The following is a 17,170-nucleotide window of genomic DNA, read 5'->3' on the forward strand; positions in this document are numbered from 1 at the left end:
GCCGTGCCGGTTGCCTTCGGGCAGCAGCGTGGCACCGGCCCTCGGAAAAAGCAAGCATGCATGCTTGTTTCGTCGTCGATGATCGTTCGGCAACGGTCAGCTGCTGCGACCAGGCGGTGCTGGAAGAGCAGGGCCAGGGCCTGCCGGTCGAAGCTGTGTCCGTTGCGGGTGGCCGATGTGGCAATCCAGCTGACGCAGGCACCCGCACGACCTGCAGACAAGCCCGCCGACTACGGCTCCAAGTCACAGCTGCCGGCCGGTGTTCTGCGATCACGGACGCCGTACGCCGCTCCTTCGGGACAGCCACCCACTGCGCCGATCTCGATACACACCGGCAGCCGGACTGCTACTGGACCGGTCCGGCCAGCATCTCGATCGGGCCCAGGTCCGGATCGGGCTTGCGGGTGAGGCTCGCCAGCTCCTCGGGCGGTTCACTCCCGTCCCTGACGATCGTCACGTAGCCCTTGGCCTCCTGCACGCTCATCCGCGGGGCCTGCCTGCGCAGGTGCTGCATGGCGGCAGCCGTCCCGACGGAGTTCGCGAGGTGCCGGACGGCTGCGGCGAGGGGGTCGGGCACCCTGATGCTCTTGACCTGCCAGAGGTAGTCCTCCTCCCAGTCATCGGTCCAGCGGCTGCCGGGAACGAAGTGGATGCTCCCGTCCTCTCGGTCGACCAGGAGAGGGCCACCGAGGAGGTTCCCGCGCAGAGCCGGGTTACGGGCCCCCTCCGCCGAGGTCCAGTGGCAGAGCCAACCGACCGACCGCTCCTCGACGGCGTAGACGGCCAGCTCAGGAATCAACCTGGCCCATCCCCAGGTCGGCCGCTCCCGCGCCAGCAGGGATTCGACCAGCTCGACCGCTCGTTCCTCGGAGATCACGGTCCCATCCTTCACCCCGGATCAACCGGATTTCGGCGCAACCGGTCGTCGATCCGGTGCCGCCCGGCGCACGGCGCAGGGAGGCCAACCATCGCTGCCGAGACCCGGCGGCGGTGTCGGATCGGGGCGGCGGCGTTCGTAGTAGGGGTGAAGGGCGGCCCGAGGGCGGTCGCAGAAACGACAGGAGGGAGATGGTCCCGATGGCGCAGTACCTGGTTTTCCACTCTCGCCGACTCGTCCCGACTCGCCACCGAGCAGGCGATGGCCGCGATCGGGGTGTTCACCGGTAGCTCAAGGCCGATGGTCACTGGGTCTTCGCCGCCGGCCTGGCCGGCCCCGACGCGGCCACCGTCGTCGACGGCCGGGACGGGGCGGCGCCGTTCACCGACGGCCCCTTCCTTGAGTCGAAGGAGTACATCATCGGCTTCTGGATCATCGAGGCCGCCGACCTCGACGTGGCGCTGCGGCTCGCCCGCCCGGGTCGAAGCACTGCGACCGGAGGGTCGAGGTCCGGCCGGTCCTGGGCGCATGAACGATGTCGACGATGCTCGTCGCCCTCGGCGAGCAGGACCGCGGCGCCTGGGACCGCACGCTGATCGCCGAGGGCCACGCCCTGGTCCGCGCCCGGCCGGCCTCCGGCCAGGCCCCGGGGCGCGACCAGATCCTGGCCGCGATCAACGCCGTGCACACCGACGCCCCCGACGTCCGCGGCACCGACCGGTCACAGGTCCTCGCGCTCTACGACCAGCTGGTCCGCCTCGACCCCTCGCCGATCGTCCGGCTCAACCGGGCGGTCGCCGTCGCCGAACTCGACGGCCCGCAGGTCGCGCTGGCCCAGCTGGACGGCCTGCCGCCGGAGGGCTACCGCCCCTTCCACGCCACCCGCGCCGAACTGCTGCGCAGACTGGGCCGGAGCGAGGAATCGCGGGCGGCGTACGACCGGGCCGTCGCCCTGGCCGGCAACACCGCAGAGGCGGCGTACCTGGAGCGCCGGCGCGACCAACCGGCCGGCGGATGAACCACGCGACCCCCACCGATGCCCCGTCCCCCGCACCGGTCCGTGCCGCTCGCCGGGGTCGCCGGGTCACCCTGGTCACCCTGGAATTAATCACTTGCCTGCCGGGCCGCCGCTCAGAATCATGCGCAGGATGAGCGACCTACCCGAGCGTTGGAGCCAGGCAAGCGTCTACCCCGACATGTGGGCGGACCCGGACAAGGACCCTCGCAACAACGAAGGACCCAGCCCGGACGGCGAGTTGGCCACGCTGCAGGACTACCTGACGAGCTATCGGCTGACCCTGCGGATGAAGTGCGAGGGGCTGACGCCGGAGCAACTCGCGCGGCGGTCGGTGCCGCCGTCGACCATGTCCCTGCTGGGGCTGGTCCGTCATCTCGCCGAGGTGGAGCGGGACTGGCGCAACTGGATCACGCCCGGTGACCCGGAGCCCAAGCTGTACGGAGCACGGGACGGCGACTTCGAGGGAGCCGCCGCGGAGCAGGGGCTGGTCGACGACGCGTTCGCCGACCTCGTCCGCGAACAGGCGGCCACCGACGCGGTGCTGGCCGAGTACCCGGATCCGGCCGTGCGGGTGGGGCGCCACGGCGACTCCGTCCGGGGGCTGCTGGTCCACCGGATCGAGGAGTACGCGCGCCACTGCGGGCACGCCGATCTGCTCCGCGAGTGCGTCGACGGCCGGGTGGGGCAATAGCGCCCTCGGCCCGTCCTCGGCCCGCTGACGGCGAGGTCCGCGCGGCACTCCCGTAGCGGAAACGGCACCATTGACGACCGGCACGGCGCTCGGCGACGGTCGCCAATGGTGCCGTTTGCGTGCCGGCACGTAGGCCGGGCCGGGGTCAGGTCGTCCGCCTGATCCCGCGGCGCGCAGCGCGGCCCCCGTCCGGCCCCGCCCCCGTCCGGCCCCGGACCCCGCCCGGCGGCCGGATCCGGTCCGGCGGCCTCCCGCGCCCCGCGCCGGTCCGGCGACAGGGACCGCATGTGCGTGTTCACGCGAACATGCGGAGGGTGACGGTTCTGGTCGGGCCACCCGGCGATCCCCGGCCGCCCGAGCGCCCCCGGCGTGACCGGACCGCTGGATCGACGGCCGTCCGAACGCCCCGACGACGGGTGGGCGGCCGCGCCGGGCAGGCCACCGGCGATGCCCGGGGGCGCGTACATGCTGGGCGTTCACCGAGGGCGGAGGCCACGGCGGGACGACTCGGGAGTCTCGCCGGCGGGCCGGACAAACCGCGGGCGGGGCACTGCTCCAGGACGACGCCGCTCGGCGCCGGATGACGAACACTCAGTTGATGATCCTTCAGATTGCCAACTTCCGATGTTCGCGTAACCACTTGACATGATGCCGTACCGGCGATGAGATTTGTTCCATCCCGTTCGGTAGCTCAATATCACATGTTGTTTCCTGTCGGCTTCGTGGCTGCACTGCCCTCCCCTGCCCTTCCCCCGACCCCCTTGTGCAGGTTCCCCCCAGCCCTGTTCAGACCGGACGGCCCGTCGGAGCACCCCGTGAGCCCGTTCCCGCACCGACGCGGCTCCGGCGCCACGCCACGCCACGCCACGCCACGACCCCTGCCGCCCGCCGGGCTGTCCGTGGCATCCCCGTTCGCGCCGACCACCCGTTCCACCGACGTCCGCGTGGTCCCCCACGCGTCCCCCACGCGTCCCCGAACCTCAGCACCGCCACTTCGAGAGGTGAACCCCATGCACATCCACCCGGGCCCGGGTCGGCCGCACGACAGCCCGTTCGACCTGTCACCGGCCGGCGACGGGCCGAGCTCTCGTGAGCCCGCCGTCCGCTCGGTGCAGGGCGGCTTCGCCGAAGCCTTCGGCGGCGCCCCCGACGGGGTGTGGGCGGCGCCCGGCCGGGTCAACCTGATCGGCGAACACACCGACTACAGCGAGGGGTTCGCCCTGCCGATCGCGATCCCGCAGGCCACCTTTCTGGCGGCCGCCGCCCGCGACGACGGCCTGCTGCGCCTGCACAGCACCCAGGGCGACGGCCGGACCACCGTGCTTCGGACGGAGGAGCTGAAGCCCGGGGCGGTCACCACCTGGGCCGCCTACCCGGCCGGGGTGGTCTGGGCGCTGAACGAGTCCGGGTACCCGGTCGGCGGCGCGGACCTGTACTTCGACAGCCACGTGCCGGCCGGTGCCGGGCTGTCCTCCTCCGCCGCGCTCGAGTGCGTCGTGGCCACGGCCTACAACGACCTGTACGACCTGGGCCTGGGCCCGGTGGAGCTGGCCCTGGTCGCCCAGCACGCCGAGAACGCCTTCGCGGGCGTCCCGTGCGGGGCGATGGACCAACTGGCCTCGGCCTGCTCCACCGCCGGCAGGGCGCTGCACCTCGACACCCGCACGATGACCGCCACCAGCATCCCGTTCGACCCGGAGCAGGCCGGTCTGCGCCTGCTGGTCGTCGACACCCGGGTCAAACACGATCTGGGTGACGGCGCGTACGCCGCGCTGCGGCTGGGGTGCGAGCAGGCCGCCGATCTCCTGGGGCTCGGCGCCCTGCGCGACCTGCCGGCGGGCCGGTTGTCCGCGGCCGTGCGGTCGCTGCCGGATGACCTCGGGCGGCTGGTCCGGCACGTGGTGACCGAGAACGCCCGGGTCGGGGCGGCCGTGGCCCTTCTGAACAGCGGGGACCTCGCCGGTCTCGGGCCGGTCCTCACCGCCGGCCACGCCTCGCTGCGCGACGACTACCGGATCTCCTGCCCCGAGACGGACCTGGCGGTCGACACCGCCCTCGGGGCCGGCGCTCTGGGTGCGCGGATGACCGGCGGCGGCTTCGGCGGCTCCGTGATCGCCCTGGTCCCCGACGGGCGGGTGGCGCCGGTCACCGAGGCCGTGACCACGGCCTTCCGGAGCGCCGGGTACGCGGCGCCGGGGATCTTCCCGGTCGTACCGTCCGCCGGGGCCCGCCGCCTGCTCTGACGCCGGCGCCCACCACTCCGCGGCAGGTCCGCAGCTCCACAGCCGGTCCACCACTCCACGGCTGGTCCACCGCACCAGGGCCGGACCACAGCTGACGTACTCCCAGAACGTGAAGGCCCACACCGCCGAACCAGAAGGAGAACCATGGACGACTCGGTCCAGCTGCGGCTGCGCGTGGAACTGCACTCCGGCGAGACGGCGGTGATCGGCCCGCTGCCGCTCGGCGCCGAGGCCCGGGTGGCCGAGGCGGGCATGTCGGTGCTCGTCGGCCCGACCTCGCCCCATCGGATCACCGTCACTCCCCCGCCGGGCACCGCGATCGCCTCGGTCGAGTACGCGGTCCGCGCGCCGCTGGGCAACTTCGAGGAGGTGATCGGGCCGGACAGCGGCCGGTGGTTCATGAACCTGCAGCACGTCACCGCCTTCTGGAAGTACGGCCGGGAGGCCCGCTCGCGGATCGACGACATCAAGGTGCCGCTCTACCTGTTCACCGGCCGTGACCGTGGTGTGGAGCTGGCGGCCGGCATCGTCGGGCCGCTGGCGGAGACCGACCTGCGCCTGCTCGAACCGGTGTCCAACCGCGCCCTGAACGTCCACACCGGCGGGGTCGAGGTGGCGATCCGGCGCGGGACGGCCGACTATCCGCTCGATCCGCTGAACGCCGCCGTGGACGGCTCGGTGACCGAGCACCTCTACCTGCTCACCCGTGGGCGGCAGGAGGCCGGGCAGTCCTGGGCGGACGTCCTGCGGGACTTCTCCGACCACACCCGCCGCCTGCACGGCAGGCCCGACCAGATCACCCCCGGCGCTCTGGAGCCCTACTGGTGCAGCTGGACGGACTGGTCCAGCGACGAACTCGACGAGGACCTGGTACTGCGGAACGTGCGGGCCGGCCTGGACGCGGGCATCCGCAACTTCATCATCGACGACGGCTGGTTCGGCCCCGGCCTGGACTCCCCCTACGGCACCCCGCTGAACATCGGCGACTGGACCCCGGACCGGGCCAGGTTCCCGGACCTGCCCGCCCTGGTCCGCGCCGTCGGCGACCTCGGCGGCCGGGCCCTGATCTGGTGCGCCCCGCACGCCGTCGGCCCGGCCGCCGCGTGCTTCGCCGAACGCCGCCCGCTGCTGATCGCCCCGGCCTCCGGCGAACCCGTGCGCAGCGAGACGCAGTTCTACTCGCTGTGCTTCATGTCGCCCGAGGCACGGGAGGTGATGGCCGGCGTCTGCGTCCGGCTGGCCCGGGAGTACGGGTTCCACGGCGCCAAGTACGACCTGTTCAACTGGGTGCCGGACATCCGGTGCCGGAGTCCGTTCCACGAGCACGACGTGACCTCCATGATCAACGGTCTGGAGCTGCTGCTGGCCGAGATCGACCGCCGCACCCGGGAGATCGCGCCCGACCACATCGTCGAGCTGAAGCAGAACTACGGCACCGCGCTGCTCACGCCGTACGGGAGCTGCATGCGGGCGGGTGACGCCCCGTTCGACCCGCGCAGCAACTTCCTGCGCACGCTGCACATCCAGGCGTACACCCCGTTCGCGCTCAACGACTACCAGACCTTCGCCCCCGGCGACACGCCCGAGGACGTCGCCGTCGCGGTGCTCACCATGCTCGCCGTCGGTATCCCCGCCTACGGCGCCGACCTGGTCCGGCTGCCGGAGCCGAGCCGGCAGGTGCTGCGCCACCTCCACGCCCTGTACGCGGAGAACCTGAGCGGCTTCCGCCGGCACCGCACCGGCGACGACAACGCGCACCGTGTGCTGCGCGCCCGCGCCGACGAACGGGACCTCGTCTTCCTGCTGGCACCGGCCACCGCCTGCCGGATCGACCGCCCCGCCGTCGTGCTCAACGCCGGCTACGCCACCCGGCTGACCGTGGACGCGGCGGCGGGCCCGATGCGGTTCCGGACCTTCGACCCGGCCGGCGCTCCCGTCGGGCACGGCGAGCACCCCGGGGGCCCGCTGAGCCTCGCGGTACCACCGGGCGGAAGCATCGTCCTCACCCGGCCGGGCGGCGCCCCCGAGGAGTCCAGGTGACGGCCGGCCAGGTCACCACGTCCGCCCGGGAGGCCTCGATCGCCGGGGCCCGGCGGCTGCTGCGCCAGGCCGACGCCGCCGGGCCGGCGCCCGCCGGGGACCTCTCCCGGATCTCCCGCCTGGTGGCGGTGGTCGCCTCCTCGCGCGGCGGCAGCAGCCTGCTCCACCAGCTGCTCGCGGATCACCCCGACGCGCTGTCCGTCGCGGGCGAGCACACCGCCCTGTACCGGCTCAACCGCCTCGACCGGGGGCCGGACGGATCGGACGTCCTGCCGGCCGACGTCGGCTTCGACCACGCGCAGTTCGCCGCCGACTTCCTCGGACTGCTGCGCGGCTCCCGCCCCGACGACCCGCACCCCGGCCCGGCCGGCGTCGAGGCGTACGCCGTCGCGGTGGCGCGCCGGCTGGCCCTGCAGTGGCCGCTGGAGGCGATCGAGTACTCCGCCGTCCGGGAGGCCACCGCGTACGCCCTCGCCGGCTGCGCCGATCCCACCGACCCGGCCGCGGTCTTCGGCCGCCTGCTCGGACGGCTGCGGCACCGGCACCCGCGCCTGGACCCGGACGTCTACGACCTCCCCGCCGCGCTGCGCCGCCGGCCGTCGCCGGCCGCCTTCGGGCCGCCCACCGACGGGTACTGCATCGAGGAGCCGCCGTTCGTCGTCCCCCGGCCGCGCGCCCTGCCCGACGCGGCGGACCTCGGCCGCCGGGTGGTGGTGGTCAAGTCCTCGGTGGACGCCTACCGGCTGCCCCTGCTGCGCCGGCTGATGCCCGGCGCGCGGCTGCGGATCATCCACCTGACCCGCAACCCGGCCGCCGCCGTGAACGGCCTCTACGACGGCTGGCGGGACCGCGGCTTCTTCTCCTACGACGTCTCCGACGAGGTGGAGCTGTCGATCGCCGGCTACCGCGAACTCGGCCCGGCCGCCCGGCGCTGGTGGAACTTCGACCTCCCGCCCGGCTGGCGCGCGCTGGCGGACAGCCCGCTGGAGGCCGTCTGCGCGGCGCAGTGGGCGGGCGCGCACCGGGCGATCCTGGAGGGGCTCGACCTGGCGGGCGCCGAAGCGGTCATGCGCCTGCCCTTCGAGCGGCTGATCGACCCGGCGACCCGGAACCGGACCCTCGACGCCGTCTTCGCGTTCGCCGGCCTGCGGAGCCTGCCCCACCGGCAGCAGCTGCCCGTGGTGATGGCGACGGCCCGGCCGGGGCCGGCCCGGTGGCGGCGGCGGGTCGACCTGCTCGCGCCCGCCGTCAGGCAGCCCGCGGTGGCCGAGGTCGCGGCGGAGCTCGGCTACCGGTGGAAGGAGAACGCCCGGTGGACCTGACCGCCTCCGCCGCGTACCACGGCCCCGGCTGGCGGCCCCGCGCGGGCAGCCTGGCCGAGGAGATCGCCGACGGCGGCCTCTGGGCCCCGATGTCGGTGCGCTGCGACGCCGACCGGCTGCGCGACGTCGTCCTGCACTGCCCGCCCGCCGAACGCCTGACCAGCGGCCGGCCGGACCAGCTGCAGCACCTGCGGCCCCTGCGGTACGCCCGGCTGCGCCGCGACCTCGACGCGCTCGCCGCCGCGTACGGCCGGCTCGGGATCACCGTCCACGAGTTCGCGGCCCCCGCCCCGCGGCCCGCCAACCCGTACTGCGGGGCCAACGCCATGTACGCCCGGGACCTGCTGTGGATGACCGGCGCCGGCGCGGTGATCCCCCGGATGGCCAGCGCGGTGCGGGCCGGCGAGGAGCACCAGACCCTCGGGCTGTGCGCCCGGCTGGGCATCCCGGTGGCCCGCTCCGTCGGCGCCGACGGCCGGTTCGAGGGCGCCGACGCCCTCTGGCTGCGGCCGGGGCTGGTCGCCGTCGGGATCGGGGTGCGTACCGACAGCTCGGGCGCCCGTCAGGTGGCCGAGGAGGCCGAGCGGCAGGGCGCGAGCGTGCTGACCCTCACCGTTCCCCGCGACGTGCAGCACCTGCTGGGCGTCCTGCAGGTGCTGGACACCGACCTGCTGGCCGCCCGGACCTCGCGGCTGGAATCGGCGGAGGTCCGCCGGCTGCGCGAGCTGGGCTTCGACGTGGTCGAGGTGCCCGAGGACGAGGAGGTGGTGCGCGGCTTCGCCTTCAACTTCGTCACCGTGGCCCCCCGCGCCGTGCTGATGTCCGAAGGCTCCGCCCGGACGGCCGCCCTGCTGGGCCGGCACGGGGTGGAGTGCGTGGCCCGCGTACCGGTGCCGGAGCTCTTCGGGGGCGCCGGCGGGATCGGCTGCGCGACCGGAATTCTCCGCCGTCTAGCGAAGGACTGAACCTCCCCGATGTCTCCTCTTCTCAGCGTCGTCGTGCCGTTCCACAACGTCGCACCGTACTTCGAGGCCTGCCTGGCCTCACTCGCCGAACAGGAACTGGGCGACGCCGAGTTCGTGCTCGTCGACGACGGCTCCACGGACGACGGACCGCTGATCGCCCAGGTCCGGGCCGACAAGGACCCCCGGTTCACGGTCGTCACCCAGCGCCGGCGCGGGCTGAGCGCCGCCCGCAACGCCGGTACCGCCGTCACCACCGGCAGGTACCTGGCCTTCGCCGACGCGGACGACGTCGTCCCCGCCACCGCCTACCGGTCGCTGGTGAACTGCCTGGAGCGCTCCGGCTCGGACTTCGCCTCCGGCGACGTCCGCCGCCTGACCTCGGCCGGCGTCCACCGCCACCCGCGCTACACCGACGTCTTCGACACCCCGCGGACCAGGACCCACATCACCCGCGACCACCGGCTGATCCTCGACCGGATGATCTGGAACAAGGTGTTCCGCCGCTCGTTCTGGGACGACCACGGCTTCGCCTTCTCGCTGGCCGAGTACGAGGACGCGCCCGTCACCGTCACCGCCCACATCCTGGCCGAGGCCGTCGACGTCCTCGCCGAGGTGGTCTACCACTGGCGGATCCGGGACACCGGCGAGCCCTCCATCACGCAGCGCCTGCACGAGCCCGCCAACCTGGAGGCCCGGATGCGGATGATGGTGGAGACCGGGCGGATCGTCCGCCGGCTCGCCCCCGACCTGCTGGACGCCTACGAGCGGGACATGTGCATGGGCGACCTGCGGGTCGCCATCACCTCCCTGCGGTGGAACAGCGACCAGGCGCTGGCCGCCGCGCTGGGCCTCGGCGTGGGCTTCCTCGCCGGCGTCGACCCCCGCATCCTCGCCGTGCTGCCGGAGCGCGACCGCCTGCACCTCGACCTGCTGGCCCGGGGACGGACCGACGAGCTGCGCAAGGTCCTGCGTGCCGAACAGAAGTGACGTGCCGAGCGGACGTGAGGTGCGGAGCGGACGTGAGGTGCGGAGCGCCGCGGCGGGGGCGGGGGCCGGCCCGTCCCGCTGGCGGGGAGTCGCCCTGCTGCGCCGGGAGGCGGACTTCCGGCGGGTCTACCTCTCCCAGCTGATCAGCCTCGGCGGCGACTGGTTCGCGATGATCCCGCTGCTGACCCTGCTGGAACGGCTGACCGGTGACGCGCTGTGGGGCGCCTTGGTGCTGGCCGCCGACACCCTGCTGATAGCCGCACTGTCCCCTTGGGCGGGCGTGCTGGTCGACCGGGTGGACCGCCGCCGCCTGATGATCGTCTGCGACCTGGTGTCGGCCGGGTTCGTGGCGCTGCTGTTCCTGGTCCGGTCAGGGTCGACGGCCTGGATCGCGGTGGTCGCGCTGGGCGGGGTCGCCGCGGTGAAGGCCTTCTACGGCCCGGCGGTGAACGCGGCCACCCCGAACCTCGTCCCGGCCGGGGACCTGCTGACCGCCAACGCCCTGAGCGGCGCGGTGTGGGGCGTGATGCTGGCGGTCGGCGCGTCGCTCGGCGCGCTCGCCGCCGCGCTGGTGGGCACCGGCGGCTGCTTCGCGATCGACGTCCTCTCCTACCTCGGCTCGGCAGCCCTGGCCCACCGGATCCGCGGCGACTGCGGGGGCGGGGGCGGCCGGCCCGGCGGGGGTGTCCGGGCGGACCTCCGGGAGACGCTCGCCTTCGCCCGCCGGGAGCGGCGGATCCCCGCCCTCCTCGCCTGCAAGCCCGCGACCGGGCTGGGCAACGGCGTGCTGGCGCTCTTCCCCGTCCTGGGGCCGGCCGTCCTCCACGTCGGGCCCACCGGGGTCAGCCTGCTGTTCGCGGCCCGCGGCGCGGGCGCGCTGCTCGGCCCGCTGGCGGGCCGGGCCCTGCTCGCCGGCCACCCCGAGCGCCTGCGCGGGGCCGTCCTGTCGGCGGCCCTCACCTTCGCGGGCGGCTACGCGCTGTTCGCCGTCACCTCGTGGTTCCCGCTGGCGGTGCTGCTGGTGGTGACCGCCCATGTCGGCGGCAGCATGAACGCGAGCCTGTCGTCGTACGGGCTGCAGTCGGTGACCACGGACGCGGTCCGCGGCCGGGTGTTCAGCATCGACTTCATGCTGTTCTCACTCGCCCTGGGCGCCAGCCAGCTGGCGGCTGCCGGCCTGAGCAGTGTGCTGGAGCCGTCGACCGCGGTGCTCTGCCTCAGCGGCGCCGTGCTGGGGTACAGCGCGCTCTGGTGGGCCCGCTCGGGCGCGCTGCGCGGGCCGGGGCGGCACGGGCCGGCCCGACGCGGGCCGGAACGACGCGGGACGGAACGACGCGGGACGGCCGTGGCCGGCACGGCGGGGGCGGCGGGCGAGCCGTGACGGGCGCGGCCGCCGCCCGGCCCCACGCGCGGGGGTCAGGGGTCAGGGGTCAGAGCAGGGTGAGGATGCGGGGGCCGTCCTCGGTGATGGCGACGGTGTGCTCGATGTGGGCGGCCCGGCTGCCGTCGACCGTCCGCAAGGTCCAACCGTCGGGGTCGGTGCGGTATTCGTCGCGCCCGCCGGCCGTCAGCATGGGTTCGATCGCGAGGGCGAGACCGTGGCGCAGCGGATAACCGCGGCCGGGCCGCCCCCGGTTGGGGACGTGCGGGTCCTCGTGCATCCGGCGGCCGATGCCGTGGCCGCCGAAGCCGTCGAGCAGGCCGTAGTCCGCCTTGCGGGCGACCGCGCCGACGGCGTGCGAGATGTCGCCGATACGACGGCCGACCGTGGCGGCGGCGATGCCGGCGTCCAGGGCCTGCTGGGTGGCGGCGATCAGCGCCAGGTCGGCGGGGCGCGGGGTGCCGACGGTGAAGCTGATCGCGGCGTCGCCCGTCCAGCCGTCCAGCTCGGCCCCGCAGTCGATGCTGACGAGGTCCCCGTCGCCCAGGCGGTAGTCGTCGGGGATGCCGTGCACGACGGCGTCGTTGACGGAGGCGCAGATCACCGCGGGGAAGGGGACGGGGGCGAAGGACGGCTGGTAGCCCAGGAAGGGGGAGCGTGCCCCGGCCTCGTCCAGGACGGTGCGGGCCGCTTCGTCCAGCTCCCGCAGGCGGACTCCCACGGCGGCCGCTTCGCGGACGGTCGCGAGTGCGCGGGCCACGACGCGTCCGGCTTCGCGCATCGCCTCCAGCGCCCTGTCGGTCTTGATCTCCACCATGTGTGCTGACACTCCCCTGCGATGCGAACCAATACTTATACCGGTATTAGTATCACGGACATGGTGAGAGTTCCTTTGAGTCCGCAGGAGCGGCAACGCGGCGAGCGCTTCGGAGCCCTGCTCCGGCAGGCCCGCGGCGAACGCAGCATGGTGGACGTGGCGGCCGCGGCCGGGGTGTCCGCGGAGACCCTCCGCAAGATCGAGACCGGCCGGGCCCCGACCCCGGCCTTCTTCACCGTCGCCGCGCTGGCCCACGCACTGGGCCTGTCGCTGGACGTCCTGGCGGCGGCCTGCGCGGAGGACGCCGACCAGGGCGGGGAGGCCCTGTCCGCGTGACGGGCGCCGGCCGCCGCACGCTCAGGCCCGGCGGGCCGGCTCCGACCGACCCGCACCCTCCGCCGTGACCGGGCGCCCCCGGCGGGGAAGGGGGCGGACGGCGAGTGCGACGGCGAGCGCCACGACGATCAGGGCCGTCGCCACCGCGAAGGTGACCCGCATGCCGGTGGCCACGGCGTCCGGACGCGCCGTCGTGACGTCGGCCGTCGCCGAGGCGAGGGAGAACACCGCGCCCAGCACGGACGCACCGGTGACCAGCCCGAGGTTGCGCGACAGGTTGAGCATGCCGGAGACGACACCCCGCCGGTCGGGGCCGACGTCCGCCATCACGGCGGTGTTGTTGGCCGTCTGGAACACCGCGTAGCCGACCGTGACGACGACGATGGGCGCGAGGTAGCCGGCGACGCCGAGCCGTGCCGGCAGCAGGGCGAGCGCCAGGCACCCGGCCGCGACGGCGGCCAGCCCGAGGGCGGTCATCCGGGCCGGACCGAAGCGGTCCGCGACCCGCCCGGCCGGCACGCCGGTCAGGGCGGCGACCAGCGGTCCGACGGACAGCACCAGGCCGACCGGCGCCTCGCCGAGGCCGAGCCCGCGGGACAGGTAGAACGGCCCGACCACCAGCGTCGCCATCATCACCGTGGAGACCAGCGCGCTCATGGCGAGGCTGGAACTCAGGCCCGGGTCACGGAACATGGCGGGCCGGATCAGCGGCGATGCCGCTCTCGCCTCGACCCGCAGGAAGAGACCGGCGCCGAGGGCGGCGGCCAGCAGCAGAGCGACGGTGAGCGCGCCGAGACTGCCGCGCCCCAGCGTCATGGCGAGTGCGTACGCGCCGAGGGTCAGGGCGAGCAGCACCGTACCCAGGTGGTCGAAGCGCGCCCGGCCGGTCGTCGGCCGCGGCCGGTCGGCAGGCAGGTGGCGCCGGGTGAGCAGCAGGGCCAGGATGCCCAGCGGCGCGTTGACCAGGAAGATCGCCCGCCAGCCGAGGCCGGAGATCAGCACGCCGCCGAGCGAGGGGCCGAGGGCGGTGCCGATCGCCGACATCGTCCCGAGCAGCCCCATCGCGCTGCCGGTCCGCTCCTTGGGGACGGTCTCCCCGACGAAGGCCATGGTGAGGGCCATCATGACGGCCGCCCCGACGCCCTGCGCGGCGCGGGCCGCGATCAGCAGCCAGAGCGCGGGGGCGAGGCCGCAGAGCACCGAAGCGGCGGTGAAGAGGGCGATGCCGGCCAGCAGCAGCCGGCGGCGGCCGGTGAGGTCACCGAGCCGTCCGACGCTGACGATCAGGGTGGTGATGGCGAGCAGGTAGGCGAGGACGATCCACTGGACCGCCTGGAACGGGGCGCCGAACGCGTGCGCCATGGTCGGCAGGCCGACGTTGGCGATGCTGGTGCCGAGCGAGGGGAGCAGCACGGACAGCGAGAGGCCGGCGAGCACCCACCGGACGGACGGTGTCCGTCCGGCCCCTGGGGCCGTTGCCTCGTGCCGCCCCGGGTGAACCTGGGTCACGGTGAACTCCGATTTTTGTGGCGGCTCCTGGAGCCCGGCCGCCGGTCGGCGGCGGGGCGGGCGGGCGCTGCACGGGGTGGTCCCGGCAGGTGCGCCGCTGGACGGAGCGGGGCCAGGGGCTGGACGGACACGCCCCCGCCGTCAGCGCTCCCGCGACCGGTCAGGCGGCCGGGCGTACGCCGGTGAAGACCGTGGTGGCGGCGAGCACGAAGGCGTCCGGCCGGCGGAGGATGCCCGCCGGGGAGGACGGGTCGAGCAGCAGGTCGACGGTCCCGCGGTCCTCCTCGTCCAGGAACTCGCCCATCACCTCCCGCAGCCGGGTGAGATGGGCGTGCAGGAAGTCCCGGGCCGTCCCGTCCAGCGGGGCCGGCAGGTCGAGGAGGACGGTGAAGCTGCCGGCCCCGGCGAGGCCCGCGCGGCCGAACATGCCGCGCCAGTCCTCCACGACGGCGGTACTGCCGGGCAGTTCGGCCCGCATGGCCTCGAACCAGTCCTCCTGGACGGCGTCGAGCCGGGCCTGCAGACCCGGCCGGCCGACGCCGATGTCACGCGGGAGGAAGCGCATCGGCAGCCCGCCCTCCGCGACGGCGAGCAGACCGCCGGGCCTGAGGACGGCGGCGAGCGCGTCCAGCGCGCCCTGCTGGTCGCCGAGGTCGTGCACGGCCCGGCTGCTCCAGACCAGGTCGGCGGTGCCGGGACCGCCCTCCTCGGCCCGGCCGGTCAGACCCTCGGGCAGCTCGGCGTGCCGGACGGCCACCCGGCCGGCCAGGCCGAGCCGCTCGGCGCGGGCCAGGGCCCGGTCCAGCAGCCCGGGCGCGCCGTCCACGGCGACGGCCTCGGCCGCCGGGAAGGTCTCGGCCAGCAGGCAGGCCATCACGCCCGGTCCGCTGCCGACGTCGAGGATGCGGCGAACCTCGCGCTCCGGGCCGAGCAGGTCCTTCAGGTGGGCGGCTGCCCGGCGCAGCGCCGGGAATTGGATCTCGCCGTTGTTCTCCAGGTGGGTGGCCATCACCTCCCAGTCGATGTCGGTGCTGCCGTGGGCGTGACCGTGGCCGTTTCCGTGACCGTGGCTGGTGCCGTGGGCGTGACCGTGGCCGTTTCCGTGACCGTGGCTGGTGCCGTGACCAGGTGCGGGGTTCTGGTGTGCGGGGTTCTGGTGTGCGCTCATGGGGGAAGCGTGCCGCCGGGTTGTGGGGGCGGCAATTATTGTTGCCAATACCGGGACAGCGGGTTGAAATGGGCCGCATGGAAGACGCACCGACGTACCAGGCGGTCCTCGACGAGGTCGGCCCGCGGCTGAGGCGGCTGCGGGCGAAACGCGGTCTCACCCTGGCCGCGCTCGCCGAGACGACCGGCATCTCCAAGAGCACCCTGTCCCGTTTGGAGTCCGGGCAGCGCCGGCCCAGCCTGGAGCTGCTGCTGCCGCTCGCCGGCGCCTACAACGTGCCGCTGGACGACCTGGTCGGCGCCCCCGAGGTGGGGGATCCCCGGGTGCGGCTGACGCCCCGTCCGCTGGCGCACGGCGGTTCCTTCGTCCCGCTGTCCCGGGGGCCGGGGCCGCTCCAGGCGTACAAGATGGTCATCGCCGACCGGGGGACCGAGCCCAACCTCCGCAGCCACGAGGGGTACGAGTGGCTGTACGTGCTGGAGGGGCGGCTGAGGCTCGTCCTCGGCGAGCACGACATCGTCCTCGGCCCGGGCGAGGTCGCCGAGTTCGACACCCGGGTGCCGCACTGGTTCAGCGGCGCGGAGGGCCGGCCGGTCGAGGTGCTGAGCCTGTTCGGGCGGCAGGGCGAGCGGATGCACGTCCGGGCGAAGCCCCGCTCCTGACGGTGCGGCGGCTCGGCGGCGCCGGTTCCTCCCACCGAAGCCGGACGGCGGGAGTTTCCCGCGACGGGCCGGTGGTCGGCGCCTGCGAAGCATTGATCAGGAGGGGGACGCGACGGGGGCGGGACCAGCATCCGGGGGACGGTCGCACCGGGTTTCGAAGCGGTGCGCGAGGAGTTCGCCGCCACCGTGGCGGAGAAACCGAACGAGCGGGGGCGCAGCTCCTGGCGTACCTGGACGGACGGCAGGTGGGCTCTGGCAAGATCTTCGTAGGCGGAGATCATGTCGTCCCGGCGGCGGGCAGGAGAGCGGCCGGACCCAGTACCCGTGGGAGCTCCCACCGGCGGCGGTCGAGCGGGCCTGGGCTGCGCCACGGCGTGACACCCCTGGCAGCAGCTCACCCCACGTATAGTGCAGGCGTTTTGGGGAACTGATGACCACGTCGCCGAGGAGGCCGCTGCATGGAGCCCGTCACGCTGATCACCGGTGGATCGACCGGAATCGGTGCCGCCACCGCCCGCACCCTCCTCGAGCAGGGCCACCGTGTGGCGGTCACCGGACGTGACGCGGGCAAGCTGGCCGCCTTCGCCGCTTCGGCCGGAGCGGGTGAGCAGCTGCTGACGATCACCGGCGACGCCGCCGAGGCGGAGGACGTCGCCGCCGCCGTGCGCCGCGTGGTTCAGACGTGGGGCCGACTGGACAACGTCATTGCCAACGCCGGTTTCTCGCTTCCCGGCAACCTGGAGAGCCACGCCCCCGAGGACATGCGCGCCATGGTCCTCACCAACGTCCTGGGCCCGGCCCTGCTGGTGCGCGAGACCCTGCCGCAGTTGAGGGCGTCCAGGGGCCGGATCGTGTTCATCGGTTCCGTCGCCGGGGTGCGCAACACGCCCGGCAACCTGTACTCGGTCACCAAGTGGGCTGCGCACGCGCTGGCCGAGAACACCCGGCTGCTGGTCGGCAAGGACCGGGTCGGCGTGACCGTCGTCGCCCCCGGAGTGGTGGACACCGCGTTCTGGGCCGAGCGCGGCGGCACCCCTGAGGAGGCGATGACCCCCGAGCAGATCGCGGCCACGATCGCCTTCGCGCTCAACCAGCCTGCGGGCGTGGACATCAATCAGATCACCATGCGGCCGACCGGGCAGCTCGGCTGACGC

16 protein-coding genes are annotated in these 17,170 nt (G+C 74.2%); 12 read left to right on the top strand and 4 right to left on the bottom strand.

Features of this window, described 5'->3' with window-relative positions:
- Positions 1 to 346: 346 nt before the first annotated feature.
- Positions 347 to 877, bottom strand: a complete 531-nt coding sequence (locus OG689_RS05190; protein WP_266318154.1) for a YrhB domain-containing protein — start codon at positions 875 to 877, stop codon at positions 347 to 349.
- 326 nt (positions 878 to 1,203) lie between these two features.
- On the opposite strand from OG689_RS05190, the gene OG689_RS05195 reads away from it, so the two are divergent.
- From OG689_RS05195 to OG689_RS05235, 9 genes are all read left to right on the top strand, one after another.
- Entirely contained in the window at positions 1,204 to 1,473 is a 270-nt protein-coding gene (locus OG689_RS05195) for a YciI family protein (protein WP_266326877.1), read from the top strand.
- Positions 1,422 to 1,895, top strand: coding sequence for a hypothetical protein (locus OG689_RS05200; RefSeq protein WP_266318156.1), 474 nt, complete (start codon positions 1,422 to 1,424; stop codon positions 1,893 to 1,895). Before OG689_RS05195 ends, OG689_RS05200 begins: the two co-directional genes overlap by 52 nt.
- Positions 1,896 to 2,025: 130 nt before the next feature.
- The gene (locus OG689_RS05205; protein ID WP_266318157.1) at positions 2,026 to 2,586 is read left to right on the top strand and encodes a DinB family protein; all 561 of its coding nucleotides are present in this window, start codon (positions 2,026 to 2,028) and stop codon (positions 2,584 to 2,586) included.
- 1,010 nt (positions 2,587 to 3,596) lie between these two features.
- Complete coding sequence (gene galK, locus OG689_RS05210; RefSeq protein ID WP_266318158.1) at positions 3,597 to 4,829, top strand: galactokinase; 1,233 nt, start codon at positions 3,597 to 3,599, stop codon at positions 4,827 to 4,829.
- Positions 4,830 to 4,973: 144 nt separating this feature from the next.
- The gene (locus OG689_RS05215) at positions 4,974 to 6,869 is read left to right on the top strand and encodes an alpha-galactosidase (RefSeq protein WP_266318159.1); all 1,896 of its coding nucleotides are present in this window, start codon (positions 4,974 to 4,976) and stop codon (positions 6,867 to 6,869) included.
- Positions 6,866 to 8,191: a sulfotransferase gene (locus OG689_RS05220; protein WP_266318160.1), complete on the top strand. Its 1,326-nt coding sequence runs from the start codon at positions 6,866 to 6,868 to the stop codon at positions 8,189 to 8,191. The genes OG689_RS05215 and OG689_RS05220 overlap by 4 nt, the downstream gene beginning before the upstream one ends.
- The gene (locus OG689_RS05225) at positions 8,182 to 9,156 is read left to right on the top strand and encodes an arginine deiminase family protein (RefSeq protein ID WP_266318161.1); all 975 of its coding nucleotides are present in this window, start codon (positions 8,182 to 8,184) and stop codon (positions 9,154 to 9,156) included. The genes OG689_RS05220 and OG689_RS05225 overlap by 10 nt, the downstream gene beginning before the upstream one ends.
- Before the next feature lie 9 nt (positions 9,157 to 9,165).
- The gene (locus OG689_RS05230) at positions 9,166 to 10,143 is read left to right on the top strand and encodes a glycosyltransferase (RefSeq protein ID WP_266318162.1); all 978 of its coding nucleotides are present in this window, start codon (positions 9,166 to 9,168) and stop codon (positions 10,141 to 10,143) included.
- On the top strand, positions 10,127 to 11,524 hold the full coding sequence (locus tag OG689_RS05235; RefSeq protein WP_266318163.1) for an MFS transporter: 1,398 nt from the start codon (positions 10,127 to 10,129) through the stop codon (positions 11,522 to 11,524). The genes OG689_RS05230 and OG689_RS05235 overlap by 17 nt, the downstream gene beginning before the upstream one ends.
- Before the next feature lie 49 nt (positions 11,525 to 11,573).
- Here OG689_RS05235 and map read toward each other — a convergent pair whose 3' ends face one another.
- Complete coding sequence (gene map / locus OG689_RS05240; protein ID WP_266318164.1) at positions 11,574 to 12,341, bottom strand: type I methionyl aminopeptidase; 768 nt, start codon at positions 12,339 to 12,341, stop codon at positions 11,574 to 11,576.
- 60 nt (positions 12,342 to 12,401) lie between these two features.
- Here map and OG689_RS05245 point away from each other — a divergent pair, with 60 nt between their 5' ends.
- Entirely contained in the window at positions 12,402 to 12,677 is a 276-nt protein-coding gene (locus OG689_RS05245; RefSeq protein ID WP_266318166.1) for a helix-turn-helix transcriptional regulator, read from the top strand.
- 21 nt (positions 12,678 to 12,698) lie between these two features.
- Here OG689_RS05245 and OG689_RS05250 read toward each other — a convergent pair whose 3' ends face one another.
- Positions 12,699 to 14,186, bottom strand: a complete 1,488-nt coding sequence (locus OG689_RS05250; RefSeq protein WP_266318168.1) for an MFS transporter — start codon at positions 14,184 to 14,186, stop codon at positions 12,699 to 12,701.
- Positions 14,187 to 14,346: 160 nt separating this feature from the next.
- Positions 14,347 to 15,354 carry a class I SAM-dependent methyltransferase gene (locus tag OG689_RS05255; RefSeq protein ID WP_266318170.1) on the bottom strand — a complete coding sequence of 336 codons (1,008 nt, stop codon included), beginning with the start codon at positions 15,352 to 15,354 and terminating at the stop codon, positions 14,347 to 14,349.
- 77 nt (positions 15,355 to 15,431) lie between these two features.
- Between OG689_RS05255 and OG689_RS05260 the strand changes: the two genes are divergently transcribed.
- Positions 15,432 to 16,016, top strand: a complete 585-nt coding sequence (locus OG689_RS05260; RefSeq protein WP_266318171.1) for an XRE family transcriptional regulator — start codon at positions 15,432 to 15,434, stop codon at positions 16,014 to 16,016.
- Between the two features lie 458 nt (positions 16,017 to 16,474).
- Positions 16,475 to 17,167 (top strand): SDR family oxidoreductase, encoded by a 693-nt coding sequence (locus tag OG689_RS05265; RefSeq protein ID WP_266318173.1) that lies wholly within the window; start codon positions 16,475 to 16,477, stop codon positions 17,165 to 17,167.
- Positions 17,168 to 17,170: the final 3 nt, after the last annotated feature.

Source organism: Kitasatospora sp. NBC_00240 (assembly GCF_026342405.1).
GTDB lineage: Bacteria > Actinomycetota > Actinomycetes > Streptomycetales > Streptomycetaceae > Kitasatospora.